This is a genomic window from Streptomyces niveiscabiei, from assembly GCF_033794345.1.
GTDB classification, from domain to species: Bacteria; Actinomycetota; Actinomycetes; order Streptomycetales; family Streptomycetaceae; genus Streptomyces; species Streptomyces niveiscabiei.
This window is the reverse complement of record NZ_JARAYJ010000001.1, coordinates 173,441-199,256: the sequence shown is the minus strand read 5'-3', so window position 1 is coordinate 199,256 and position 25,816 is coordinate 173,441. Positions and strand designations below refer to the sequence as shown.

General features: G+C 72.2%; 23 protein-coding genes. 8 read left to right on the top strand and 15 right to left on the bottom strand.

Annotated elements, in window-relative coordinates:
* Positions 1-3: 3 nt before the first annotated feature.
* On the top strand, positions 4-735 hold the full coding sequence (hemQ, locus tag PV682_RS00830) for a hydrogen peroxide-dependent heme synthase (RefSeq protein ID WP_319722882.1): 732 nt from the start codon (positions 4-6) through the stop codon (positions 733-735).
* 4 nt (positions 736-739) lie between these two features.
* Here the strand turns inward: hemQ and PV682_RS00825 are convergent, their stop codons facing one another.
* The 11 genes from PV682_RS00825 to zapE form a co-directional block, all read right to left on the bottom strand.
* Positions 740-2,536, bottom strand: a complete 1,797-nt coding sequence (locus tag PV682_RS00825; protein ID WP_319722880.1) for an alpha/beta hydrolase — start codon at positions 2,534-2,536, stop codon at positions 740-742.
* Positions 2,537-2,937: 401 nt separating this feature from the next.
* Entirely contained in the window at positions 2,938-3,720 is a 783-nt protein-coding gene (locus PV682_RS00820; RefSeq protein WP_319722878.1) for a TIGR04222 domain-containing membrane protein, read from the bottom strand.
* A gap of 129 nt (positions 3,721-3,849) precedes the next feature.
* Entirely contained in the window at positions 3,850-4,536 is a 687-nt protein-coding gene (locus tag PV682_RS00815) for a DUF4142 domain-containing protein (RefSeq protein ID WP_319722875.1), read from the bottom strand.
* 114 nt (positions 4,537-4,650) lie between these two features.
* The gene (locus PV682_RS00810) at positions 4,651-5,961 is read right to left on the bottom strand and encodes a multinuclear nonheme iron-dependent oxidase (protein WP_407705580.1); all 1,311 of its coding nucleotides are present in this window, start codon (positions 5,959-5,961) and stop codon (positions 4,651-4,653) included.
* Positions 5,962-6,603: 642 nt separating this feature from the next.
* Complete coding sequence (locus tag PV682_RS00805) at positions 6,604-7,395, bottom strand: SAM-dependent methyltransferase (RefSeq protein WP_319722874.1); 792 nt, start codon at positions 7,393-7,395, stop codon at positions 6,604-6,606.
* A 582-nt stretch (positions 7,396-7,977) separates the two neighbouring features.
* Entirely contained in the window at positions 7,978-8,748 is a 771-nt protein-coding gene (locus tag PV682_RS00800; protein ID WP_407705566.1) for an aminoacyl-tRNA hydrolase, read from the bottom strand.
* A gap of 5 nt (positions 8,749-8,753) precedes the next feature.
* Complete coding sequence (locus PV682_RS00795) at positions 8,754-9,617, bottom strand: polysaccharide deacetylase family protein (protein ID WP_319722870.1); 864 nt, start codon at positions 9,615-9,617, stop codon at positions 8,754-8,756.
* 101 nt (positions 9,618-9,718) lie between these two features.
* A complete protein-coding gene (locus PV682_RS00790) occupies positions 9,719-11,098 on the bottom strand; it encodes an alkaline phosphatase PhoX (protein ID WP_319722868.1) in 1,380 nt (459 codons plus the stop codon).
* Positions 11,099-11,336: 238 nt separating this feature from the next.
* Positions 11,337-12,818: a SulP family inorganic anion transporter gene (locus tag PV682_RS00785; protein ID WP_319722866.1), complete on the bottom strand. Its 1,482-nt coding sequence runs from the start codon at positions 12,816-12,818 to the stop codon at positions 11,337-11,339.
* Positions 12,819-12,826: 8 nt separating this feature from the next.
* Positions 12,827-13,408, bottom strand: a complete 582-nt coding sequence (locus tag PV682_RS00780; RefSeq protein WP_055723011.1) for a carbonic anhydrase — start codon at positions 13,406-13,408, stop codon at positions 12,827-12,829.
* A 679-nt stretch (positions 13,409-14,087) separates the two neighbouring features.
* On the bottom strand, positions 14,088-15,242 hold the full coding sequence (zapE, locus tag PV682_RS00775) for a cell division protein ZapE (protein ID WP_407705564.1): 1,155 nt from the start codon (positions 15,240-15,242) through the stop codon (positions 14,088-14,090).
* On the opposite strand from zapE, the gene PV682_RS00770 reads away from it, so the two are divergent.
* From PV682_RS00770 to msrB, 4 genes are all read left to right on the top strand, one after another.
* Positions 15,241-16,029, top strand: coding sequence for a pyrimidine reductase family protein (locus PV682_RS00770; protein WP_319722860.1), 789 nt, complete (start codon positions 15,241-15,243; stop codon positions 16,027-16,029). The two genes, zapE and PV682_RS00770, sit on opposite strands and share 2 nt — an antisense overlap.
* A 179-nt stretch (positions 16,030-16,208) precedes the next feature.
* A complete protein-coding gene (locus PV682_RS00765) occupies positions 16,209-16,682 on the top strand; it encodes an indole-3-glycerol phosphate synthase (protein WP_319722858.1) in 474 nt (157 codons plus the stop codon).
* Positions 16,683-16,750: 68 nt separating this feature from the next.
* Positions 16,751-18,142, top strand: coding sequence for a UDP-N-acetylmuramate--L-alanine ligase (gene murC, locus PV682_RS00760; protein ID WP_319722856.1), 1,392 nt, complete (start codon positions 16,751-16,753; stop codon positions 18,140-18,142).
* Position 18,143: 1 nt separating this feature from the next.
* The gene (msrB, locus tag PV682_RS00755) at positions 18,144-18,551 is read left to right on the top strand and encodes a peptide-methionine (R)-S-oxide reductase MsrB (protein WP_319722854.1); all 408 of its coding nucleotides are present in this window, start codon (positions 18,144-18,146) and stop codon (positions 18,549-18,551) included.
* A gap of 2 nt (positions 18,552-18,553) precedes the next feature.
* Here the strand turns inward: msrB and PV682_RS00750 are convergent, their stop codons facing one another.
* The gene (locus PV682_RS00750) at positions 18,554-19,570 is read right to left on the bottom strand and encodes a lysylphosphatidylglycerol synthase transmembrane domain-containing protein (protein WP_319722852.1); all 1,017 of its coding nucleotides are present in this window, start codon (positions 19,568-19,570) and stop codon (positions 18,554-18,556) included.
* Positions 19,571-20,095: 525 nt separating this feature from the next.
* A complete protein-coding gene (locus PV682_RS00745) occupies positions 20,096-20,890 on the bottom strand; it encodes a DeoR/GlpR family DNA-binding transcription regulator (protein ID WP_109361045.1) in 795 nt (264 codons plus the stop codon).
* A 107-nt stretch (positions 20,891-20,997) separates the two neighbouring features.
* On the opposite strand from PV682_RS00745, the gene PV682_RS00740 reads away from it, so the two are divergent.
* The 3 genes from PV682_RS00740 (at position 20,998) to PV682_RS00730 (ending at position 23,670) form a co-directional block, all read left to right on the top strand.
* Positions 20,998-21,645, top strand: a complete 648-nt coding sequence (locus PV682_RS00740) for a bifunctional 4-hydroxy-2-oxoglutarate aldolase/2-dehydro-3-deoxy-phosphogluconate aldolase (protein WP_319722848.1) — start codon at positions 20,998-21,000, stop codon at positions 21,643-21,645.
* 100 nt (positions 21,646-21,745) lie between these two features.
* Positions 21,746-23,053 carry an MFS transporter gene (locus PV682_RS00735; RefSeq protein ID WP_319722846.1) on the top strand — a complete coding sequence of 436 codons (1,308 nt, stop codon included), beginning with the start codon at positions 21,746-21,748 and terminating at the stop codon, positions 23,051-23,053.
* Positions 23,050-23,670, top strand: coding sequence for an AAA family ATPase (locus tag PV682_RS00730; protein WP_319722844.1), 621 nt, complete (start codon positions 23,050-23,052; stop codon positions 23,668-23,670). Before PV682_RS00735 ends, PV682_RS00730 begins: the two co-directional genes overlap by 4 nt.
* Here the strand turns inward: PV682_RS00730 and PV682_RS00725 are convergent.
* Entirely contained in the window at positions 23,612-25,048 is a 1,437-nt protein-coding gene (locus PV682_RS00725; RefSeq protein ID WP_319722842.1) for a sensor histidine kinase, read from the bottom strand. The two genes, PV682_RS00730 and PV682_RS00725, sit on opposite strands and share 59 nt — an antisense overlap.
* A complete protein-coding gene (locus tag PV682_RS00720) occupies positions 25,045-25,737 on the bottom strand; it encodes a response regulator transcription factor (protein ID WP_079056645.1) in 693 nt (230 codons plus the stop codon). Before PV682_RS00720 ends, PV682_RS00725 begins: the two co-directional genes overlap by 4 nt.
* Between the last annotated feature and the right edge of the window lie 79 nt (positions 25,738-25,816).

Sequence of the window (25,816 nt, the reverse complement as noted above, 5' to 3'; positions counted from 1 at the left end):
GACATGAGCGAGAACGCCCCCACCACCGAGCCCGGCAGGATCCCCAACAAGGGCAAGCTGGCCAAGGACCTCAACGAGGTCATCCGCTACACCCTGTGGTCCGTCTTCCAGCTGAAGGACGTCCTCCCCGAGGACCGCGCGGGCTACGCCGACGAGGTCCAGGAGCTGTTCGACCAGCTCGCCGCGAAGGACGTCACCGTGCGCGGCACCTACGACGTCTCCGGCCTGCGCGCCGACGCCGACCTGATGATCTGGTGGCACGCGGAGACCAGCGACCAGCTCCAGGAGGCGTACAACCTCTTCCGCCGCACCAAGCTCGGCCGCGCGCTCACGCCGGTCTGGTCGAACATGGCGCTGCACCGCCCCGCCGAGTTCAACCGCTCGCACATCCCCGCGTTCCTCGCCGACGAGACCCCGCGCGAGTACGTCAGCGTGTACCCCTTCGTGCGCTCCTACGACTGGTACCTGCTGCCCGACGAGGACCGCCGCCGCATGCTCGCCGACCACGGCAAGATGGCCCGCGGCTTCCCGGACGTGCGCGCCAACACGGTCGCCTCGTTCTCTCTCGGCGACTACGAGTGGATCCTCGCCTTCGAGGCCGACGAGCTGTACCGCATCGTCGACCTCATGCGCCACCTGCGCGCCTCCGAGGCGCGGATGCACGTGCGCGAGGAGGTGCCGTTCTACACGGGCCGCCGCAAGTCCGTGAGCGAACTGGTCGCGGGTCTCGCGTAAGGCCTCACCGCAGCCGACGGGCCGCCTCGCGCAGGCGGTCCGCCGGCCTCGGCTCGGCGTGCGGCGCGCACGCCGCCCGGCGGCCCGGGAGACGGCCCGTCAGGAGGTACGCCTCCAGGTGCCGGTTGACGCACGCGTTCGAGGCTCCGCCGATGCCGTGGCTGCCCGCGTCCCGCTCCGTCACCAGCACCGACCCCGCGAGCCTGCGCCGCAGCTCCAGCGCACCCTCGTACGGCGTCGCCGCGTCCCGCTCGGCGGCCAGGATGAGGGTCGGCGGCAGCTCGCCGGGGGCCGTACGGACGTCCAGCGGGCGCTGGCGGGGGGCCGTCCAGAACGCGCACGGCAGGTTCGTCCACGCGTTGTCCCACGTCTCGAACGGGGCGACCCGCGCGATGCGCGTGTTGTCCCGGTCCCAGGTCCGCCAACTCGTCGGCCAGGGCGCGTCGTTGCACTCCACGGCCGTGTAGACGGCGTTCGCGTTCTCCGCCTCCGCCGCGAACTCTCGCACCGGGCCCGCCTGCGCGATCAGCTGCTGCGGCCTGCCCTTCAGGTACTCCGACAGCGCCCGCGCGCGGTGCGGCCAGTAGTCGTCGTAGTACGCGGTCTGGAGGAACGCCCGCTGCAACTGGCCGGGGCCCACGACCCCGCCCGCAGGTTCCGCCGCGAGCTGCGCGCGGGCGCGCTCGTAGCTGCGCAGGACGGCTTCCGGGGTGTCGCCGAGGCCGTACACGGCGTCGTGCTTCGCGATCCACTCGCGGACGTCCGTCCAGCGGCTCTCGAACGCCAGGGACTGGGCGAGGTTGTTGCGGTACCAGATCCGGGACGGGTCCGGGTTCACGACCGAGTCGAACACCATGCGGCGGACGTGGCCCGGGAACATCGACGCGTACAGGGCGCCGAAGTACGTGCCGTACGACGCGCCCATGAACGTCAGGCCCTTCTCGCCGAGCGCCGCGCGGACGACCTCCAGGTCGCGGGCGTTGTTCAGCGAGTGGTAGTGGCGCAGGGCGTCGCCGGAGCGGTCGGCGCACCCGCGCGCGTACGCGCGTGCCTGGGCGACGCGTTCACGTTTGTACGACTCCGACGGGTGCGTCGGCGACATCGACGGGGCCTTGACGAAGTTCTTCGGGTCCTGGCAGGACAGCGGCGCGCTGCGGCCCACCCCGCGCGGGTCGTAGCCGACCAGGTCGTACGCGGCGGCGATCCGCTTCCACTCCGGGACCAGGCCGATCAGCGGGAAGTACAGGCCCGAGCCGCCGGGCCCGCCCGGGTTGTAGACCAGGGCACCCTGACGGGGTACACGGCGCTTGCTGTTGCCGGGGTCCCGGTGGGTCGCCTCGACCCGGCTGACCGTGAGCGGGATACGGGCGCCGTCGGGGCGGGCGTAGTCCAGGGGTACCTCCACGGTCGCGCACTTCATGCTGCCGGGGAGGTCCTCCGCGCCCGGACAGGCACCGAAGTCGAGCCCCTTCGCAGCGGCACGGGCCGCGGCGAGGGAGGTGCCGCGTAGCTCTGGAGAGCCAGGGGTGGCGGGGGAGCCGGGGTAGGGGGCCGTGGGGGAGCCGGGGTACACGGGGCGGCCGGGGGCTGGGGAGAGGCCGGGGGTCGTAGGGGAGCCGAGGGCCGTGTCAAGGCCGGGGGTGGTGGGCGAGCCGGGGGGTGTGGTGAGGCTGGGGAGGGTGGAGAGGCCGAGAGGTGTGGGGGAGTTCGGGGTGGTTGCGGGGGTGCCTCCTGCCGGGGTTGCGACGAGGGCGGTCAGGAGCAGGGCTCCTGCGGCCGAGTGGAGGGCGGCGGCTCGCATCGGGGTCCCTTCGGTGCACGGCGGCGACAAAAGGGATGTTTGGGGCCGGGAGTGGCGGAAGGCAAGCACCGGCGGGCGGGTGTCGGCGCCAATGCCCCGATGCGCCCCCGCCGGGGGCATTCGCGCGCCGGGGTCTCTCGGAGGGGAGGGCGCGCCTGGGCGGGAACGCCGCTGCGGTCACTCGTGCCGCAGGCGTGGTCCGCCGCGCCAATGCCATGATGCGCCCCCGCCGGGGGTATTCGCGCGCCGGGGTCTCTCTCGGACGAGGCCGCCTCCCAGGCAGCCCCGCCGCGGGGGCGCTCGCGCGCCGGGGTCTCTCGGAGGGGAGGGCGCGCCTGGGCGGGAATGCCGCTGCGGTCACTTGCGCCGTAGGTGCGGCCCGTGAGGGAGTGCCGCCCTGGTTACTCGTGCCAGGGATGCGTTCCCCGCGTGAACGCCGCCCGCAGGTTCGGTTCGTTCAGGGCGCGGATGCCGTGGACCGCCACCGAGGTGAGGTACGTGCGGTCCTGGGCCAGCGTGTCCAGGAGGCGCAGGCCCGCGGGGGAGGCCCAGCGGGTGTACGGGGGGATCTCCACGCGGGCCATCGCCAGGCAGCTCAGCGTCAGGGCCAGGGGGAGCGCGAACCAGAGGGCGACCAGGGCGTGCGGGACGTTCGGCGCGGGGAGCAGCAGCGCCAGGCCGCCCAGGACGAGGACGGCCGTCGCGGCGGCACGGACTCCGCGCAGGCCCGCCGCCACCGTCGTCCGCGCCCCGTCCGGCATCGCCAGCCCCGCGCTCACCAGACGGTCCGCGAGACCCCGTACCGCGTCGCCGGTCGCCGCGCGGGCGCGGACCGGTGCGATCGGGGACTGGCCCTCCGGGCCGATCGCGCCCAGCACCGACCGCTCCAGCTCGTCCCGGCCGTGCGGGTCGACGACGGTCGCCCAGCCGGTGTGGGCGAGCAGCAGGCGGTGGTCGCTGGCCATCGACACCAGCGTCAGGTCCGCGACCCGGGCGGGGCCGCCGGACAGGAACGCCGCCTCGTACAGCGTCAGGCCGTGTGCCGGGGCGGTGTACTCGGCGGTCTCGGCGGCGCGCGCCGCGGTCGTCCCGACGGCCGCCGCGCGCACGGCGGCCAGGCACAGGCGTGTGCACGCCGCGACCGCGACCGCCCAGGCCAGGACCAGCAGAAGCACCCAGAACATGCCGTGTTTCTATGCCAGATTCCCGTGGTACCGCCATGCTTTGTTCACGATACGGACGGAGCGTTGTGGGTATGTGACGTTCCGCTTACCGGGAGTCGGGGGCGCTGATGCCCAAGAGGCCCCTGAGCGCTACGGGTTGACCGGGACCGTCAGCGGAGGCGGCGAGTTCGTCGCCAGGTCCCGGGCCAGCGCGTCGAAGTCCACGTACCCCGTCGCCTCCAGGATCTTGATGTGGTCCAGGACCGTCGCGTTGGCGTCGTCCGCGAGGTCACGGACCAGGGAGTTGCGGGTGCTCGCGCGGACCTGGGCGACGACCGAGAAGATCCTGCCGTGCGCGAGGCGCAGGACGTTCGCGAACTTCCAGTCGTAGCCCGTGCCCTGGGCCTCGTCCAACTCCCTCAGCCAGCCCTGCTGTTGGTCCGTCGGGCGGTCCGGGAGGGTGAGGTCCAGGCGGGCCGCCACCGTGCGCACCCGCTCGTCCAGGAACGTGTGGCCCTCCACGAGGTGCTCGCCCGCCGTCCGTACGGCCGCCGTCGTGCCCTTCTGCCGCGCCTGTCTGCCCGCCGGGATCTCCCACAGGCCCGCGAGCCGCACCTTCTCGATGAAGTCCCGGTCCAGCGCGGACAGCGGGCCGTACTGCGTCCGCACGGTCTGCGCGTTCAGCAGGCTCGGGCCGTCGCCGCCCGTGTCCTGACGGTCCGCGTACGACCAGAGCGGGAACGCCAGCGCCGCGATCGTCAGGGTGAGGCCGACGATGATGACGCCGGTTCCGCTGAGGAGGTTCCTCCCCCAGCTCTCCTGACGGCGCGCTCGCATGGTGCCTCCCGGGTGTGGCACCGCACTTCGGTGGTTCGTGTGTGTCGGGTGCGGGATCGGCAGTTTACCGGCGGAGTTGTGTGAACGGCCGGACGGGGGTGAATGAGAGGTGCGTCACCGGCCGGTCAGCGCACGCACGGTCCGGGCCAGCCGCGACTGGTTCCTCGGCGCCGGGCCCGACCGGTCCAGCCACCAGCTCCGCAGGGCCCTGCGGGGGCGCGGCGCCAGCGACTCCGGTTCCTGGAGGAGGTGTTCGGCGAACTCCAGCGCGTCCTGGCGGTAACCGCCGCGCAGGGGGCGGGCGCCCGCGTAAGCCAGGAACGCCGGCCGATACCTGTCGCCGAGGATCTTCGGCAGCTCGGGGGCGACCTTCGCCACGACACCGGCCCGCTTCGCCGCCAACGCCCGCGCCTGGACGGCGAGCCGGGCACGGTCGAACCCCTCGGGGGCGGGGGTGCCGGCGACCAGGGCGGAGAGGAGGGAGGCCTGGGCTAGGGCCAGACGCTGGCGGGCGCCCGGGAGGGGCGCCGCCGTCGAGGCTGCCGGGGGTGTCGGGCGCGTGCCGGCCTCCGGCGCCGTCGAGGCCGTCGCACGTACCCCCGTTCCCGTCGCCGCCGTCGGGCGTACCGCCGCCAGTGTCTCCGTCCTCGTCCTCGCCAGCGATCCCCTCGACACCGCCTCCCTGATCGCCTCCAGCTCCCCCGTCAGCTCCGCCGGCTCCGGGAAGTCGTCGTCGCGTTCCAGGAGGACTCCGGGCGGGGACGTGCGGGAGGTGAGGCCGGTGAGGAGGGACAGGACCGCGGGCGGGACGGGGTGGGCGTGGGTGTCGTGCCAGACGCCGTCCTTCTCGACGCCGCCCGCGACGTGGACGTACGCGATGGCCTCGACGGGGAGTTCGGCGAGCGCGCGGAAGGGGTCCTCGCCCCGGTTGACGTGGTTCGTGTGGAGGTTCGCGACGTCGATGAGGAGCCGTACGCCGGTCCGGTCGACGAGGTCGTACAGGAACTGGCCCTCGGTCATCTCCTCGCCGGGCCAGGCCAGCAGCGCGGCGATGTTCTCGACGGCGAGGGGGACGGGGAGGGCGTCCTGGGCGATGCGGATGTTCTCGCACAGCACGTCGAGGGCGTCCCGGGTCCTGGGTACGGGCAGCAGGTGCCCGGCCTCCAGCGCGGCCGTGGCGGTCAGCGCCCCGCCCGCCCGCACGAACGCGATGTGCTCGGTGACCAGCGGCGAGCCGAGCGCCTCGGCCCGCTCGGCCAGTGCCTTCAACCGCCCCTCGTCCGGCCGCTCCGCACCCCCGAGCCCCAGGGACACGCCGTGCGGGACGACGGTGACGCCGCGTGCCCGCAGCCGCTGGAGCGACTCGGGGAGATGCCCGGGGCACAGGTTCTCGGCCACCGCCTCCACCCAGTCGACCCCGGGCATCCGCTCTATCGCATCCGCGATCTCGGGCCGCCAGCCGATACCGGTACCGAGCCGGAACGGGGGGTGGGTGGGGACGGCCGGGGCGGCCCGGAACGCGGCGGAGAGGGCCGGGCGGAGGCCCTCCGGCGCGGCGAACCCCTCAGGCCGAGCCGGGAGTTCGCCGTCCTCGGCACGATCGGCGGACTGGGGCGGGGCGGCGGCCCGCACTGCGGCTCCTGGGCCGGCGGCCGGGCGGGGCGCGGACATGGCCTGCGGCCCGGCGGCGGGGTGGGCCTGAGTGCCGGATCGGCTCTCGGCCCCGGGCCGGAGCGTCGTGGGCGGCGGGGACGAGGGGTGCCCGGCAGCCGGAGCTGTGGGGCTCGGCCCGGGAACGTGGGAGGCGTCCGGGCCGGTGCCGGGGGAGGGGGCCGGTGGTGTGTCGGCGTGGTCGTCCGTGGCGTGGTGCGCCAGGCGGGCGGCGTGGCCCGTTTCCGGTCGTGCCGCTGGCTTCAGGCCCGTGTTCGTGCCCTGTCGCGTCATGCCCCCTCCTTCGACGTGCCGGTCCCGTTGCGGGTGACGGAGGTATGGCCCCCGTCACCCCCGGGCGAACCCTCGGAGGGCGCGTTCAGAGGAACATTTGAGGTTGGGCGGCAGGGGGGGAAGTCAGGGCTTCAGGGCCACGCCTCCGAAGCTGTCGACGTCTCTGCGGTCGGTGTCGTCCGCCGGGGTCCGCCACTCCGCGACCGGCACCAGGCCGGGGTCCAGGAGGTCGAAGCCCTGGAAGAAGCGGGAGAGCTGGTCCGGCGTGCGGTTGACGCGCGGGTTGTCGCCCGCCTCGTTCCAGCGCTCCACCATCGCCCGCATCTCCGCCGCGTGGAACACCTCCGTGCTGTCGCAGAACACCAGGTGACTGCCGGACGGGAGCGCCGACTTGAGCTCGCCGACCAGGTCGTACGCGGAGTCGTCCGGGATGTGCGCGGCGATGCCGAGGAGCATGAGGGCGACCGGGCGGTCGAAGTCGAGGGTGTCGCGGGCGGCGCGCAGGATCGCGGCGGGGTCGCGGAGGTCGGCCTCGATGTAGTCGGTCGCCCCCTCGGGCGTCCCCGCGAGGAGCGTGTGCGCGTGCTGGAGGACGACCGGGTCGTGGTCGACGTACACGATCCGCGCGTCGGGTGCGACGGACTGGGCGACCTCGTGCGTGTTGTCGTGGGACGGCAGCCCGGTGCCGACGTCGAGGAACTGCCGGATGCCCGCCTCACCGGCGAGATAGGTCACCGCCCGCTTCAGGAACGCCCGCTGGGCGCGCGCGATGTCGACGATCTCCGGGTTCAACGACCGTATCTGGTCGCCCACTTGACGGTCGATCTGGTAGCAGTCCTTGCCGCCGAGCCAGTAGTTCCAGATGCGCGCGGAGTGCGGCACCTCGCTGTTGATCGGCGGACGGTCGAGCGACATGACGACTCCCGGTGCGAGCTCTAAGGCCGTTGTGGATCTCACGGTAGCCGCCTGCGCGGCGCGGGACGATCCGCTGGGACCAGACCGTACAACTCCCCGTTCCGGGGCCTTCCGTGAGGGCGCTACCGGTCTGTGGAACCGGACCGCGCGTCCACCCGTCCTGCTGGCTGATCACCTGTCGGCTTCGGGCCGAGGGCGCCCTGGTCCGACCCGGTCACGGAAGGACCGACGATGTCGGACCACCTCAGAACGGCGCTGAGCCGGTGTCGCCGCGAGCCCCGCGCAGGCCGGCGATCAGCCCGGCCAGGTCTGGTACACGGTGCAGATCCAGAGCATGGCGACCTCGGGGTATCTCAGGCCGGTCTGCGCCGATTGCAGCCCCACCTGGCAGCCGGAAGTCATGACGCACGCCCGGCCGTCCCTCGATCCCTGGCTGCTCTTACCGGCCGACGCCGACTGGTCCGCGACACGACGGGCAAGCGCCCCTACCTGTCCTTCACGGACTACCGCCCGAACCCGGACCCGATACTCCCGCCGGACTTCTGCACCTCCACCTTCCAGGACTGGAAACCGGGCTTCTGATCAGGGCAGCCGTCGGCGCAGCGCGGGGTGATCCGACACGACCGTGCAACTGCCCGGCGCGATCTCTGTGAAGCCCGCGTCACGGACCAACGGCAGCCCGCTCGCCGTGAGTTCGGACCAGCGGCCGGAGTCGGCCGTGCGGACGGCGAGCGCGAAACCGGTGTCGCGCCAGGCGGCCCGCTCCTCGTCGCCCAGCTCCCACCAGGCGAGTTGGGCGGCGTGCCCGGTCTGCGCCATGGTCTTCCCGGCGGACATGTCCAGCTCGGGATTGAGCCACAGCACCGGGACGTCCGGGTCGGCCGGTGCCGGGGCCTCGGGGTCGTCCAGGTCCGTGCCGGAGACCTGGAGGCGGGCCAGGTCCTTGGGCCAGCCGTCCAGCGGAACCGGCGGGAAGACCCGCACCTCGGCGGACTTGCCGGTGACCGTGATCCCGTCGAGCGCCTGAGCGCGCCGCCACTCCGCGCCCCGCGCACGCCGGACCACCTTGCGGATGCGGGCGTCCTGCCAGTCCGCCATCGCCCGCGCCCACGCGCCGTCGCCGACCGAGCGCGCGTCGTCCAGGATCCGCAGGACCGCGCGGGCCGAGGTCTCCAGGGCGTCGGTACGGGCCGGAGGCGCGTCGCGTTCGATACGGACGACCAGCGGCAGGACGAACTGCGGCGCCTCGTCGCGCGGGCTCACTTCGGACTGAAACGGACTGTCGCTCACGCCGAGCAGGCTACGTGACCTCGCGGACGGGGCTCGCCCCGGGCAGGCCGGCCTCTCGGTCATGTCCTTCAGCGCACGGCCGCTCTGATCTGGTCGGAGACCTTCACGAAGCGGTAGCCCTTGCGGCGCAGTTCCGGGACGATCGTGCGGAGGGCGCGTTCCGTCGTGGGGGCGGCGCTGCGGGTGCAGTGCATGACGACCACGGAACCGGGCCTGACGCCGTCGAGGACCTGGCGGGCCACCGCGTCCGCGTCTGTCGCGAAGGCGTCGCCGCTGACGACGTCCCACTGGACGGCTGTGACGCCGGTGGCGTTCAGGGCGCGCAGGGCCGTCTTGTCGTAGCAGCCGCCGGGGAAGCGGAAGTAGGGCATCGCGTGCGGGACGCCCGCCGTGCGGAAGGCGGCGTACGCCTTCTCGACGTCGGCGCGCATGGCGGCTTCGGGGACCGTCGGGAGGCCGTAGCAGTCGGCGGTGAAGGCGTGGTGGCTGTACGAGTGGTTGGCGACCTCGAAGAGGGGGTCGCGGCCGATCGAGCGGGCCTGGTCGGGGTACTCCTCGGCCCAGCGGCCCGTCATGAACACGGTCGCGGGGATCTTCAGGGAGCGGAGGGTGGCGATCAGCGCCGGGTTGTCGAAGCGCTCGCCCCGGGCCGCGCGGGGGCCCTGATCGGCGGTCATGTCGGCGTCGAAGGTGAGGGCGACGGTGCGGTCCTTGCCGCGGGGGGCGTGTTCGAAGACGGGGGTCAGGCCCGAGGGGCCGGCGGCGAGGGTGGGGGGCGGGGAGAGCGAGGGGGCCGCGGCGGGGGACGGTGGCGCGGAGGAGGGGGCGCGTTCCGGGGCCGAGGACGGGGGCGTCGCGTTCGTGGTGCCGCAGGAGGTGAGGGCGGCGGCGAGGACGCAGGCGGTGGCGAGGGCGCGTACGGGAGTGATCACCGTAGGACGGTATGACAATCACATCGAACGTCCGGGGTGCCGCTCCGAGGGGTTCACTCAGGTGGGCAGAGGGGGCCGAGGTTCCCCGGCCCCCGTCGTCCCTACCGCCAGGGCCCCGTCACCGCGAACGTCGTTCCGGGCGTGTAGCAGTTGACGTACATCGTCCGCCGGTCCGGCGAGAACGTCACCCCCGCGAACTCACCCCACTCCGGCTTCTCCGGCGTGCCGCCCGCCGCGGTAGCGGCTGATGTAATCGCCTGCCGGCCGCGCGCCATCGCGTACACCTCCCCCTTCCGCGTCACCCCGTACACGTGCTGCGCCCCGTCCCCGTCCTCGCACACCATCAGCCCGCCGCTCGGCGCGAGACAGATGTTGTCGGGGGACTCACCGGGGAGCTGGATGTCCGTGTCCGGGCCGAAGACGAGGACGAGGGTGAGGCGGCGGTCGGCCGGGTCGTACCGCCAGATCTGGCCGAAGTGGTCGGCGGCGGAACCCTCCGCCGAGCGGGCGAACGACGAGACGAAGTAGACGCTCCGGCCTCCCCAGTAGCAGCCCTCCAGCTTCTGGGCGTGCGTGATGCCCTTGCGGCCGTAGTCCTGGAGGCGGGTCGGCGTCGAGACGGCCTGCGGGTCGGGGACGTCCACCCACTCGACGCGGTCGAACGCCGTGCCGGGTTCCTGGATCGACGAGAGGTCCGGTACGCCGGGGACGCGCATCGCCTGGAGGCGGCCTCCCGCGCGGAGCGAACCCGGGCCGCACAAGGGCTTCGCCGGGAGGAAGCGGTAGAAGAGGCCGAAGGGGCGGTCGAACGCGTCCTCCGTCTCGTACACGGCTCCCGTGTACGGGTCGATCGCCACGGCCTCGTGCTGGAAGCGGCCCATCGCCGTGAGGGGGGTCGCGCCCGTGCGGTGGGGGTCTTCCGGGTCCACCTCGAAGATGTAGCCGTGGTCCTTCGTGTACCCGTTCGTGCCTGCCTTGTCCTCCGTCTCCTCGCAGGTCAGCCACGTGTTCCAGGGGGTGGGGCCGCCCGCGCAGTTCACCGCCGTGCCGGCGATCGCGACGCGTTCCGTGAGGACGTCGCCGTGCGGGGAGAGGGTGAGGGCCGTGCAGCCGCCCTTGCCGGCGGGGTCGTACGTCAGGCCGGGCACCGTCGGGACGGGGTGCTTCGCCGTGACCCTGTTCTCGTGGTTGCGGACCAGGTGGACCCGGCCCGCTCTGCCCGGGAGCGCCGTCATGCCGTCGTGGTTCGAGGGGACGATGCCTTCGCCCGAGCGGAGTTGGTCGCCCTCGCGGGAGAGGACGCGGTAGCGGAAGCCGCGGGGGAGGTCGAGGAGACCGTCCGGGTCGGGGACGAGGGGGCCGTAGCCGTGGTGGCCGATGGGGTCGGCGGTGGCCGTACCGGCGAACAGATCGCTGAGAGCGCCGGTGAAAAGGACGCCTGCGGCGCTGGTGCGCAGCAACTGGCGGCGGGTCGTGGACATGCGGGGGACCTTCCTGCTGGCGGACAGGGGCGGTACGACGCATGTGTCTATCAGGATGATCGCGTTGCGGGAATAAGGCGTGCCCGGCCCGGGGTGTGTCCTGTGGTCCCGGGCTGGACGATGGGGGCTCCCGGGGGGTGCCGGGAGTTCGCCGTCGGAGGGCGCGGCGCCGTCTGGGCTGGTCGCGCCCACGCGGCGGTAGCCGCAGATCGATACAGCCCCGCGCCCCTGGAGTGTTCTAACTCGCCGTCATCATCTTCACCGGCTCCGTTCCCACCGAGCTGTGCCTCTCGGCCCAGCTCTCCAGCGCCGTGCGGCAGGCGTGATCCAGGTGGTGCAGGCCCGACAGGTCCAGCTCCACCGGACGGTCCTGCGGCAGGGACTCCAGGGAGTCCAGGATCTTCGGGAGGCGGAGGAACGTCGCGTTGCCCGACAGGTACGCCTGGACGGGGCCCGCGCCCTTGTCGACCACCTCCAGCTTGATGTGCGACGCCTCCCACGCGGTCTTGGCGACCGCGAGCGCGAGGCCGATCAGGACGCCCTCGAACATGCTCACCGCGACGATGGACACGGCGGTGACGACGAGGATGAGGGCCTCGCCCCGGTGCTCGCGCCACAGGGAGACGATCGCCCGGACCGGGACCAGCTTCGCGCCCGCGTGGACGAGGATGCCGGCCAGGGCGGGGATGGGGATGTACGCGAGGAGGTCGGGGAACAGGGCGGCGAACAGGAGCAGCCAGACCCCGTGCAGCACACGGGACGCCTTCGTACGGGCCCCCGCCTGGACGTTCGCCGCGCTGCGGACGATGACCGCGGTCATGGGGAGCGCCCCGAGGGCGCCGCAGATCGTGTTGCCGACCCCCTGCGCCATGAGCTCCTTGTCGTACTCGGTACGCGGACCGTCGTGCAGCCGGTCCACGGCCGCCGCGCTGAACAGGGACTCCGCGGACGCGATCAACGTGAACGCGACGACCGTACCGAGGAGCCCGACGCCGGCGAGTTCGCCGAACGCGCTGAGGGAGGGCGGCTGGATGGAGTCCAGCAGACCCTTGACCTCGACGGTGGCGACCGGCAGATCGAAGACCACGGCCACCGCCGTCGCGAGCCCGACCGCGGCGAGCGGACCCGGCACCGTACGGACACGCGAAGGCATCCGCTTCCACAGGACGAGGACGGCGATGGTTCCCGCGCCGAGCGCCAGTGAGGACAGCGCGGTGGTGGAGCCCACCGCGTCCACGAACGCCTCGGGCAGCCCGGCGATCTTGCCGAGCCCCGACTCGGGAGCCTTCGCGCCGATGACCGAGTACAGCTGGCCGGCGATCAGGACGAGCCCGATTCCGGCCAGCATCCCTTCGACGACGGAGACGGAGATGGCCCGGAAGTACCGGCCCAGCTTGAGCGCGCCCATGGTGATCTGGAGCGCGCCCGAGGCGAGGACGATGACGCCGAGCGCCGGGAGGCCGAACTCCTGGACCGCCTCGAAGACGAGGACGGTGAGCCCGGCGGCGGGACCGGAGACCTGGAGGCTGGAGCCCCGCATGAAGCCGGTGACGATCCCGCCGACGATGCCGGTGATCAGACCGAGTTCGGCCGGTACCCCGGAGGCCACGGCCACGCCCACGCAGAGCGGGAGCGCGACCAGGAAGACCACCAGGGAGGCCGCGAAGTCCGCCTTGAGGTGCGGGAAGCGGGATATGCGGGTGTTCTGGGAAGTCGTCATCGGGCCGCTCACAGAGCCTGGAAGCGGTCGGTGGCGACGTCGTGCTCCTGCACGGCGCCGGTGTGGACCTCGTAGTACCAGCCGCGCACGGTGAGGCGGCCGTCGCCGAGCCGCTTCTCGACGCACGGGTAGGACCGCAGCCGCAACAGCTGCGCGAGGACGTGGTTCTGGACCGCGCGGGCGACGGTCGGGTCGGACGGTTCGGTCGCGTCCGGTTCGTCGGCGGCGTGCGCCAGCCAGTCGCGGACGGCCGGGACGCCGTTCAGGTCGTCACCCCGGACGAGCGCGCCGACCGCGCCGCAGTGCGAGTGGCCGCACACGACGATGTCGCGGACGCCGAGGACCTCCACGGCGTACTCGATGGTCGCGGCTTCGCCCGAGGGGGCGCCGGTGCCGTACGGGGGGACGATGTTGCCCGCGGTGCGCAGCTCGAAGAGCTCGCCGGGGCGGGCGCCCGTGATCAGGGCGGGGACGACCCGCGAGTCGGAGCAGGTGATGAACAGGACCTGAGGGGACTGGCCTTCTGCGAGCTTGGCGAACTCCTCAGGGCGCTGTCCGAACGTACGGGCGTTGTCGATGAGGGGCTGCATGTTCTGGTGACTCCTCCTGGCGCGCGTGGGGGCGCGTCGGACGTGCAGGACAGGGTGGGGGAACTGCTCTGTTCTGCCTGCTCTCTCAGCAGCGGAAGACCTGAAGTGCCGCTGGAGAGTGGCTCGTCGAGGATCTCGACGGGCGGTGGCGGTCCGCACCGGGCAAGCCCGCCGGGTGCGCTGCCGCGGGATCCAGCGCCACCACGACCCGCTCGGGCTCGGAGGGAGCCGAGTCGGCGGTCAGGGTGGCGCGGCTTCGGTCGCGGGTGCGCAGCGGACCCGCAGGACCCCCGGACCGGTCACAGTCGCGGGACGTGACTTTCATGTCGCGCAGAGCGATGCCCAGGGGATGAATTCCGGGCTGAGCTTTGGCCTGTGCATGACGGGCCGTGTGCGCGTGTGCGAAGGGAGAGGTGGTGATGAAGAAGGGGAGTGCGAGCAGGAACGCCGCGATGAGCGCCATGCCGGTCCGGACCCTCCCACCTCGGAACATGCGCCCCCCTTCGAGGTCTCCACGCGTCTAGTCAGTACCAACTGTTGGTCAATGACTGGTCAAGAAACACGTTAACCCTGCAAAGAGCTTTGCAGGGTTAACTCCGCGTTTCGAGCGGGAGACCGCCTCAAAAAAGCGGTACGGATGACGGGAACTGGCCCTTGACAGGCCGGGGGTGATCGTGGGTCAGTCCTCGGCGAGCCGCTTCGCGTCACGCGCGAGGGCGGTGAGGCGGGAGATGGCACGGAAGTACTTCTTGCGGTACCCGCCGCCCAGCATCTCCTCGCTGAACAGCCGGTCGAACGGCAGCCCCGAGGCCAGGACGGGCACCTCGCGGTCGTACAGCCGGTCCGCGAGGACGACCAGGCGCAGCGCCGTCGACTGGTCCGGGACCGGGCCGACGTCCGTCAGGCACACCGCCTTCAGGCCGTCCGTCAGCGCGCCGTAGCGGCTCGGGTGGACCTTCGCGAGGTGTTCCAGGAGGGCGGGGAACGCGTCGAGGGAGGCGCCCTCGGTGGCGTACGCGGCCTTCGTGACGACCTCGTCCCCGTACGGCGCCGGCGCGTCCGGCAGGCCGCGGTGGCGGTAGTCCTCGCCGTCGATGCGCAGCGCGCGGAAGTGCGCGGACAGGCCCTGGATCTCGCGCAGGAAGTCGGCCGCGGCGAACCGGCCCTCGCCGAGCTTGCCGGGGAGCGTGTTGGAGGTGGCGGCGAGCGCGACGCCCGCCTCGACCAGCTTGCCGAGCAGGGTCGAGACGAGGACGGTGTCGCCCGGGTCGTCCAGCTCGAACTCGTCGATGCACAGCAGGCGGTGGCCCGACAGCGTCTTCACGGTCTGCTGGAAGCCGAGCGCGCCGACCAGGTTCGTCAGCTCGACGAACGTCCCGAACGCCTTCAGGGAGGGGGCGGCCGGGGTCGCGTGCCACAGGGAGGCGAGGAGGTGGGTCTTGCCGACGCCGTAGCCGCCGTCCAGGTAGACGCCCCGGGGGCCGGCGGGCGCCTTCGCCCTGGCCTGCCCGAACGCCTTGCCGAAGCCGAAGAACCCCCGTCTGGCGGTACCCGTCGCGTGCGCCCCGCCGAGGCCCTCCGCGAACGACTCCAGGACGCCGACGGCCTCCGTCTGGCTCGGCTGGTTCGGGTCCGGGAGGTACGTCCCGAAGCGCACCGAGTCGAACCGGGGCGGCGGGACCATCTCGGCGACCAGGCGGTCCGCCGGGACGTACGGCTCACGCGCGCACAGGGAGACGGGCGCGGCGTGGGCTATCGGCTGGATACCGGAGGGCCCGGGGGAGTTCGTGGACACGGTTACCCATGCTAAAGGGCGTGTAAGACTGCCAGGCATGCGACGCCTGTTCCCTGTGACCGACCAGACAGCCACCGCCGCGGCGGGGGAGTGGAGCCTCGACGAGCTGGCGGACGCGTACGCGTACCCCGCGGGGCTGTGGCTGCGGGCCAACATGGTCTCCAGCCTCGACGGCGCCGGACACCACGACGGCCGCTCCGGGCCCCTCTCGGGCCCCGCCGACCTGCGGATCTTCGGTACGTTGCGGGCGCTCGCGGACGTCGTCGTGGTGGGCGCGCAGACCGTACGGCAGGAGGGGTACCGGCCCGCCCGCGCGCGGGCGGAGTTCGCCGCACGCCGGGCCGCCGCCGGGCAGCCGCCCGCGCCCGCCGTCGCCGTCGTCTCCGCCAGCCTCGATCTCGACTTCTCGCTTCCGCTGTTCAGCTCGCCGCGCGTGCCGACGCTGCTGCTGACCGGCGCCGGGGCCGATCCCGTGCGGGTCGCCGAGGCGCGGGCGGCGGGGGTCGAGGTGCTCGTCGCCGGGGACGGGGTGGGGGTGGACCCGGCGCGGGTGCCGTCCGCTCTCGGCGAGCGGGGCTTCGTACGGCTGCTCACCGAGGGCGGGCCCCGGCTGCTCGGGCAGTTCGTCGCCGCCGGGGTGCTCGACGAGCTGTGCCTCTCGCTCTCGCCGACGCTCGCCTCGGGAGGCGCCCAGCGCATCACCGACGGGCCGCCCGTCGAGGTGCCGCGCCGCTTCGCACTGACGTCCCTTTTGGAGGAGGACGGGTTCCTCTTCGGGCGGTATCAGGGGCCGTATCAAAGGGGAGAGGGGGGTTCCGGAACGTGAGTCCGACACCCCAGGGCTGCCAAAAAGGCGGAATGTGTCGTTCCGTTTAGCTTCGGGTGGGCAGACTAGGACTCGGCAGAACCCGTGCGAGCACGGGGAAGGATGGTTTCCGCAGGGCCACGGACGGCCTTCGGAGGAGTGAGGGCCACGGGGGTCCTCGAAGGAGAAGCGGGGTACTGGTGTTCACAAGCGTTCTGATGATCGAGAAAGCTCTGACGTCCGCCGACGTGGAGTTCGTCACGACCCTGCACGGCGACGAGCCGGTCACCTTCCACGTGCTGCTCCAGCCTCGCGGGGACCAGGCGGACCGGCTGCTGCGCGCCATCGACGACATCGCCCTCGGCGAGCTGGAGGAAGCCGTGCGGGAAGGGGAGACCCCCGAGGGGGAGGCCGCGCGCAGCGTGGGGGAACGGGCGCTGGAGGTGTCGCTCACCGCGCTGCGCTCCGCCGGGAGCACCGCGGTGGGAACCCTCGTCGAGGACCATCCGCTGGACGAGCTGAGGGGGGTGGTCGACGAGGTGGGAGCGGACGAGGTGATCGTGCTGACGGATCCGCACTACGTGGAGGAGTTCTTCCACCGCGACTGGGCCTCACGGGCGCGGCACAAAGTGGGCGTACCGGTGCTGAAACTGTTCTCCCACAGCGACGCGTAGCGGCAGACGGGCTTCGCTAGGGTTGGGGTCGATTGACCTGTTCCGGTTCGACCTCTGGAGTACCGCCCATGGCACCCGGCCTTCCCGCCTCCCTCGAACGTCCGCACTTCATCGGGATCGGCGGGGCCGGGATGTCCGGGATCGCCAAGATCCTCGCTCAGCGCGGGGCGAAGGTCGCCGGGAGCGACGCCAAGGACTCCGGGACGGCGCAGGCGCTGCGGGCCCTCGGCGCGACCGTCCACATCGGGCACGCGGCGGCCCACCTCGCGGACGACGCCAGCAGCGTCGTCGTCTCCTCGGCGATCCGCGCGGACAACCCCGAACTGGTCCGCGCCGCCGAGCTGGGCATCCCCGTCGTCCACCGCTCCGACGCGCTCGCGTCCCTCATGGACGGCCTGCGCCCCATCGCCGTCGCCGGCACCCACGGCAAGACCACCACCACCTCCATGCTGGCCGTCTCCCTCTCCGCCCTCGGCCGCGAGCCCTCCTACGCCATCGGCGGCGACCTCGACGCGCCCGGCTCCAACGCCCTCCACGGCACCGGCGAGATCTTCGTCGCCGAGGCCGACGAGTCCGACCGCAGCTTCCACAAGTACGCGCCCGAGGTGGCGATCGTGCTGAACGTGGAGCTGGACCACCACGCCAACTACGCGTCCATGGAGGAGATCTACGACTCCTTCGTGACGTTCGCGGGGCGGATCGTGCCGGGCGGGACGCTGGTGATCTCGGCGGATCAGGAGGGGGCGCGGGAACTGGCGCGGAGGGTCTCGGACGTACGGGTGGTCACGTACGGCGAGGCCGAGGACGCCGACGTCCGGGTCCTGTCCGTCGTACCGCAGGGGCTGAAGAGCGAGGTCACCGTCCTGCTGGACGGGCGGGAGCTCACCTTCACCGTGTCCGTGCCCGGGCGGCACTACGCGCTCAACGCGGTCGCCGCGCTGGCCGCGGGCGCGGCGCTGGGGGTCCCCGCCGGCGAACTCGCGCCCGCACTCGCCGCGTACACGGGGGTCAAGCGGCGGCTCCAGCTCAAGGGCGAGGCCGACGGCGTCCAGGTCATCGACTCGTACGCGCACCACCCGACCGAGATGACCGCGGATCTGGAGGCGATGCGGGCCGCCGCCGGGGACGCGCGGATCCTCGTCCTCTTCCAGCCGCACCTCTTCTCCCGTACGCAGGAGCTGGGCCGTGAGATGGGGGACGCCCTCGCCCTCGCCGACGCCTCCGTCGTCCTCGACATCTACCCCGCCCGTGAGGACCCCGTCCCCGGGGTCACCAGCGCGCTGATCATCGACGCGGCCCGGGCCGCCGGCGCGGACGTCACCGCCGTCCACGACAAGGCCGCCGCGCCCGCCGTCCTCGCGGGAATGGCCCGGGGCGGGGATCTCGTTCTCACCATGGGCGCGGGTGATGTCACCGACCTGGGCCCGCTGATCCTGGACCACCTGCGGACGAGGGGCTGACATGGCGTACGACGTCGAGAAGACCGACGAGGAATGGCGCGCTGAGCTGGGCCCGGAGGAGTACGCGGTTCTGCGGCAGGCCGGCACGGAGCGGGCGTTCACCGGGGAGTACACCGACACGAAGACGGTCGGCGTGTACTCCTGCCGGGCGTGTGGTGCCGAGTTGTTTTCGTCGGACACGAAGTTCGAGTCCCACTGCGGCTGGCCGTCCTTCTACGACCCCAAGGACACGGACGCGGTGGAACTGATCCAGGACCGCTCCCACGGGATGGTCCGCATAGAGGTGCGGTGCGCCCGGTGCGGGTCCCATTTGGGGCATGTGTTCGAGGGGGAGGGGTATGCGACACCTACGGACCAGCGGTACTGCATCAATTCCATCTCACTGCGGCTGACGCCGACGGAGGGCTGAGGTCACAGCAGCTCGCGCTGGACCATCGCCGACATCACCAGCATCCCCGGCAGCAGGGGGACCCAGACCGTGAGGACGCGGTAGCCCAGGACGGTGGCCGTGGCCAGGGAGAGGGGGGTGCCGTAGCCGGCGAGGGTGAGGATCAGGGCCGCGTCCAGGGGGCCTATGCCGCCGGGGGCCGGGACCGCGCCTGCCGCGGTGCTGGCCGCCAGGTAGGCGAAGGCTAGCTGGAGCCAGGAGAGGGGGAGGTCCAGGGACGTGCCCACCGAGGCGACTATCGCCGCCTGGATCAAAGGGGCCGCCATCGCGCCGCCCCACAGGGACAGGACGCGGGACGGGCGGGAGTGGATGCCCTTGACGCCGGTCAGGGCCGTGCGGACGAAGTCGACCGTGGGGCGGCGCAGGGGGCGGAACGCCGCCAGGACCAGGGCGGCTGCGGCGGGGACCAGGAGGATGCCGGTCACCGCGGCCATCAGGGCTTGGCCGTTGGGGAGGAGGGCTTCCGGGCGTACCGCGTTCGGGGCCGCTATCACGAACGCCAGCACCACCGGCGTCTTGGCCACCGCCCTCGCCAGGGAGTAGAGGGCCAGGGACGCCGTCGCGCGGGGCAGCGGGACGCCCTGGCGCTGGAGGAAGCGGAGCGTCACCGCGTGGGCGCCCAGGCTCGCCGGGAGGACGTGGTTCGCCGCGCCCGCCGCGAACTGGGAGGCCAGCAGGGGGCCCGGCGGGAGGCGGTCCAGCAGGGCGCCCTGGCGGATGAACGCCGCCGCCACGCAGCCCAGGAACGTGAAGCCCGCGCCGGCCAGCAGCCACCACGGGTCCGCGCCCGTCAGGCGGGTCGCGCCGTCGCGGACCGTGTGCCAGTCCAGCGCCGCCCAGACGATCAGGAACAGCAGCGGCAGCAGGCTGATCGCCCGGCGGACGTGGCGGCTCGCGGCGGGGTTCTTCCCGGCCGTCGTGGTCGTCGGGAGCGGGGCTGTCTCGTCGTACAGCGTCTTCGTGGTCGGCAGCACGGTCACGGGGCGCTTCGTCCTTTCGCGTCGCCCCCTCCCGCGTGGGGCGTGCGGGAGGGGGCGAGGTGCGGCGGCGTCGGTCCGGAGTGAGCGGTGGGGCGTACGAGGAGTCTCGCGCGCCCCCTGGACCGTCGCCGGTGTGGGGAGGGGATGGGGGAGAGATTCCCCTCCGGTGTGACGGTGCGGTGTCCGGGAGCCTACGAGGTGCGGGCGGAGGGGCGACTCGGGGTGGGCCTCGGGGGGTTCGTCGGGTCGGTTGGGTGAGTTCTGCCCAGGGTGACCGCCGCTCATCCCGGTACGACGGGCCTGTCGCACTCTCTTACGGTTTCCGGAGGAGGCGGGTTCAGCGGCGGGGGTGTGGCGCAACTCGCCTTGACGCGGGGGGAAACGGGGTGCAGACGGAGGGAATCGGGGTGCGGGCGGGGCGCGGGGCGTTTCCCGCGAGCGGGGCGCGGGGCCTTCCCGGCGACGCCCTCGGCGCTCCTTCAGGCCGCCCGCAGCACCTGCCGGCCCCTCCTCCTCGGCCCCGCTTCAGCCCGCCCGCAGTACCTCGGGCCCCTCCTCCTCGATCCGCGCCGCCACCTCGTCCGGGAGGTCCGTGTCGGTGACGACGGCGTCCAGGCGGTCCAGCGGCGTCACCGTGAAGCGTTCCGTGGAGCCCCACTTCGTGCTGTCCGCGAGCAGCGCCACCGCGCCGGACGCGCGCATCACCGTCTGCTTCAGGAGGACCTTGTCCGTGGAGTGGCTGGTCACGCCGTGGGCCAGGTCCCAGGCGCCCGCGCTGAGCAGGCACAGGTCGAGGTTGACGCCCTCGATCGCGCGGGCCGCGAGAGGGCCGCCGCCCGCCGCGCTCGCCGGGTCGATCTCGCCGCCGGTGTGCACGATGTGGACGGACGGCAGGGCGAAGAGGGCGAGCGCCGCGTGCAGGTCGTTCGTGACGACCGTCAGCCCCGAGCGCGCCGCCAGGAACGGGACGACCGACTGGCACGTCGTCCCCGCGTCCAGGTAGATCACCATGTCGTCCGCGATCAGCGACGCCGCGCGCTCGGCGATCGCCTGCTTGCGCGGGATCTCAAGACCGGCGCGCGTCGAGCGTTCACGCGGGGGCGCGTGCCCGGCGCGTTCGGCCAGGCGTACGCCGCCCTGCACCGAGACGACCAGGCCCGTCCGCTCCAGCGCCGCGATGTCCCGGCGGACCGTCATGTGCGAGACGTCCAGCGCCGACGTCAGGTCACGGATGCTCAGCACGCCGCTCGCCCGCAGCAGCCGCAGCAGCTCCTGATGACGCTGCTCGGGGATCAAGGGGGCCTTGCCCGCTGGGCTCACTCGTGTCTCCTCGGCTGTCTACGGCGCGCGTTCAGCAGCCTAGCCGTCGAATTTCCGGCGTCCCGACTCGTGACATCGTGTGAATCCGTGTTCTAGCGTGTGCTCCCATGGTAACGAAGTTTACGGCTCTGGAGTCGATCACCCGTACGGGTGCGCTGCTCATCGTCCGGCTCGACAGCGCGGACGAGGCGCTCGCCGTGTCCGAGGCCGCCATCGAGGGCGGGTTCCGGGCGCTGGAGATCACGCTGTCCGTGCCGGGGGCGCTGGGGGTGATCTCCACGCTGGCTTCCCGGTACGGGGACGAGGTGCTCGTGGGGGCCGGGACCGTGCTGGACGCGCAGTCCGCGTTCACGTGTGTTCAGGCGGGGGCCCGGTTGCTGGTCAGCCCCAATCTGGAGCCCGAGATGATCGCCACGGCGAACCGGTATCAGGCGGTGACTGTCAGCGGGGCGTTCACGCCTACGGAGATCGTGCGGACGATGGAGGCCGGGGCCGACATCGTGAAGCTGTTTCCGGCCGAGTTCTCCGGGGGGCCCGCGTATGTGCGGACCGTGCGGGCGCCGTTGCCGCAGGCGCCGATCATGCCTACGGGTGGGGTGACGCCGGAGAACGTGAAGGAGTGGTTCGACGCGGGGGTTGTTGCCGTGGGGGTCGGGAGCTTTGTCACCAAGGCGGCGCGTGTGGATGGTGATTATCGCCGGGTCACTGAGGCGGCTTCGGTGATGTTGCAGGCGATTGAAGGGGCTCGAAGGTAGGTGCTTCGTCTGCCGCGCCGTCGTGGCTGGTCGCGCCCGCGCGGCGGTAGCCGCAGATCAGATACAGCCCCGCGCCCCTAAAAAACAGGAGTCGTCCCGCGTGATTCAGGAAACCCTTACCTCCTCTCCCGCCAAGGCCTCCCCTTCTCTCCGCCTCCGTTGGGTCTTCGTTGGCCTTCTCGTCGTCGGCGGCATCGTCAACTACCTTGATCGCGCCACCCTCAGCGTCGCCAACACCACCATCTCCGGTGAGTTCGGGCTGAGTTCGACCGAGATGGGGCTGCTGCTCGCCGCGTTCTCGTGGCCGTACGCCATCGCCAATCTGCCTGCCGGGTATCTGGTCGACAGGTTCGGGCCGAAGAAGATGTACGCGTGGGCCGCCGGGCTGTGGTCGTTGATGACCATGGTCACCGCCGCCGCGAGCAGCTTCGGGCTTCTGTACGCCGCTCGCGTCGCGCTCGGCGTCGCTGAATCGCCTTTCTTCACTGCCAGTTTGAAGGTGAACGAGCGCTGGTTCGGCAAGGAAGAGCGGGCGTTGCCGATCTCGGTCGTCAACACCGGGTCCCAGATAGCCAACGCGATTGCGCCGCCCCTGCTCACCTCGCTGCTCATCGCCTTCGGCTGGCGGGGGATGTTCCTGGTGGTCGGGGCGCTCGGGATCTTCGTGATGCTGGTGTGGCTGCGGGTCTACCGGGACCCGTCGCTGAGGGAACAGGCCCTGATCCGGGGGGAGGAGATCGCCGAGGGCGTCAAGGGCGGGGAGAGCAAGGCCAGTTGGGGCGCGTTGTTCGGGCAGCGGAACACGTGGTTCATGATCCTGGGGGCGTTCGGGATCTTCTACACGGTGTGGGTGTATCTGACCTGGCTGCCCAGCTACCTAGAGACCTCGCGGGGGTTCAGCCTCGCGGAGACGGGGTGGCTGGCCTCGCTGCCGTACCTGTGCGGGATCGGCGGCGTGCTGTTCGGCGGCATCCTCTCCGGGCGGCTGATCCGGCGCGGGCTCCCGGCGGTCACGGCACGGAAGGTGCCGATCGTCGGCGGTGCCGTCCTCGCCGCGGCGGCCGTCCTGCCGGTCGCGTACGTCGACAGCACGCCCCTCGCTGTCGCGCTGCTGTCCCTCGGGTACTTCGCGGCGCAGGTGCCGATGGGGTGCCTGTGGACGCTCGCGTCCGACCTCGCCGCGCCGCACCAGGTCGCCTCGCTGGGGGCGATCCAGAACTTCGGCGGCTTCCTGGGCGCCGCGCTCGCGCCGATCGTGACGGGGGCGATCCTCGACGCGACCGGCAACAGCTACAGCCTGGTGTTCCTGGTGGGCGGGGTGCTGCTGCTGGTCGGAGGGATGTCGTACCTGTTCTTCGTGAAGGACACGCAGCACGAGGACACACAGCGCGAGGACCCGCGGAGGTGAGGGCCTACTTCGTCATCGGCCCCGCCGGCTCCGGCAAGTCCAGTGTCGCCCTCCTCCTCGCGAGGCTGACCGGCGCGGCCCACCTGGACAAGGACACGGCCTGCACGCGGCTGACGGAAGCGCTGCTGAAGGCGGCGGGTACGGACCCCGACGACCGGGACGGGAACGCGTACTACCTGTCCACGGTGAGGGAGTTGGAGTACCTGACCCTCCTGGACCTGGCCCGCGACAACCTCGCCGTGGGCCGCTCGGTGGTCCTGGACGCCCCCTTCGGCAGCTACTTCGCGGACCCCGGCTTCCTCGCGGCCACGGCGGACCGGCACGGCTGGCCCGACGGCGTCGAACCGGTCGTGGTACACGTACGAGTCGACTCCGACACGGCCCAAGCCCGCATCAGGGCAAGGGGCTTGGCGCGGGACGCCTCGAAGCTGGCCGACTGGCCCGCCTTCTGGGCCAAGTCGCAGGCGAACCCCTGCCGATGGGAGGGAGCGCGACGGCTGGAGTTCGACAACAGCGCGGACGGACCGGCCGAGGAGACCGTACGAAGGGCACTCGCCCTCACTTCAGCGGCAGTTCCACCACGAACACCGTCCTCCCCGCCTCCTCCGCCAGCCTGATCGTCCCCCCGTGCGCCCGCACCAGCGACCGGGCCACCGACAGCCCCAGCCCGCTGCCGCCCCGGTCCCGGCTGCGCGCCTTGTCGACCCGGTAGAACCGGTCGAACACCCGCTCCCGGTCCTCCACCGGCACCCCGGGCCCTTCGTCGGCGACCCGGACACACGCCAGCTCCCCTTCGACCCGCACCTCGACGGACACGGCCGTGTCGACCGGCGTGTGAACGGCCGCGTTGGTCAGCAGGTTGTCCAGCACCTGGCGGATCCGCTGAGGGTCGAGCCGCAGGGTCAACGACGAGGGCCCCGGCAGCACGGTCAGCGGGTGGTCCTTGTGGCCGGCCCGGAAGGCGTCGGCGGCCTGCTCCACGAGGTCCACCAGGTCCTCGTCGCCCATCCGCAGCGGCGCCTCGACCTCGGCCGCGTCGAGGCGGGCGAGCAGGAGCAGGTCGTCCAGCAGGAACCCCATGCGCGCGGCCTCGGCGCGCAGGCGGGCGAGGTGGCGCTCCCGCTCCTCGGGGGCGTTGGCGGCGGCGTACTGGAAGAGGTCGGCGTACCCCCGTACGGACATCAGGGGCGTACGGAGTTCGTGCGAGGCGTCCGCGACGAACCGCCGGAGCCGCTGTTCGGCCTCGGCCCGCACGGCGAGGGAGTCGTCGATGTGTTCCAGCATCGTGTTGAAGGCGGTCCGCAGCTCCTCCACCTCGGGCCCGCCGCCCCGCTTGTCGGCGCGCAGGGGGAGCCGGGACGCGGAGTCCGTGAGGTCGTGGGAGGCGATGTTGTGGGCCGTGTGGGCCATGTCGCTGAGGGGGTTGAGCCCGCGCCGCAGCAGTCGGCGGCCTATGACGACGAGGACGAGCAGCGCGAACCCGAAGGCGACGACCTGGATCGTGATCAGGCGCTGGACTGTGTCGTCGATGTCGTCCAGCGGCGCGGCGCTGATCAGGACGACTCCGGGCTCGACCTCGCAGGCGCGCAGGCGGTAGTCGCCGACGTCGTCGATGTGCTCGGTGCGCAGCAGCTCCTCGGCGGAGCCGCCCTGTGCCTTGGCGAGGGCGGTGAAACCGGAGACGTCCTGCGGGAGGTCGGTCGGGTCCTCGGGTCTGCGCAGCTCGGGCTTGCCGTCCTTGATGTCGTAGACGGCGTAGAACCAGCTCCAGTACTTCTTGCCCGTCAGCTTGCCGGTGTCGGCGACGTTCTTGGACTGGGCGATCTGCGCCTGGGCGATCTGGGTGTCGAGCTGGGAGGAGAGGTAGTCGCGCATGTAGGTCGTGAGCGCTGTGCCGACGACCGCGAAGACGACCAGGGCGAGCGCGCCGAGGCCGAGCGCCAGGCGCGTACCGAGCCGCATGCGCCCGTACGAGCGGCGCAGTCGCGTGATCATTCGGCGGCCTGGCGGCGCACGACGTACCCGAATCCGCGCACGGTGTGGATCAGCGGGTCGCCGGTCGCGTCGAGCTTGCGGCGCAGGCGGCTGACGACCAGCTCGACGACGTTGGACCGGCCGCCGAAGCCGTACTCCCAGACGTGGTCGAGGATCTGCGCCTTGGTGAGGACGGTGGGGGAGCGGCGCATCAGGTAGCGCAGCACCTCGTACTCGGTCGGGGTCAGCGTGAGGAGCTTGCCCGCGCGGCGGACCTCGCGGGTGTCCTCGTCCATGGTCAGGTCGGCGACCTGGAGGACCGAGCGGGTGAAGCCGGGGCCCGCCGAGCGGCGCAGGACGGTCCTGAGGCGGGCCATCAGCTCCTCGACGGCGAACGGTTTCACCAGGTAGTCGTCGCCGCCCCGGGTGAGCCCGGCGACCCGGTCCGCGACGCCGTCGCGCGCTGTGAGGAACACCACAGGCACCATCGTCCCGGACCGGCGCAGCCGGTCGAGCACCCCGAAGCCGTCCACGTCGGGCAGCATCAGGTCGAGCACCACGATGTCCGGCTGGAACTCGGCGGCCAGGCGCAGGGCTTCCTCGCCCGAGTTCGCCGTCACCGCCTCCCAGCCTTCGTAGCGGGCGACCGTCGCCACGAGATCGGCGATCGGCGGGTCGTCGTCCACGACGAGCAGGCGTACTTTCTCCACCCGTTCATAGTGCGCTACGCCACTGACAGGACGGGGCGTGCGGATCACACTCTCCAGGATCGATAATTAGTTGAAAGTC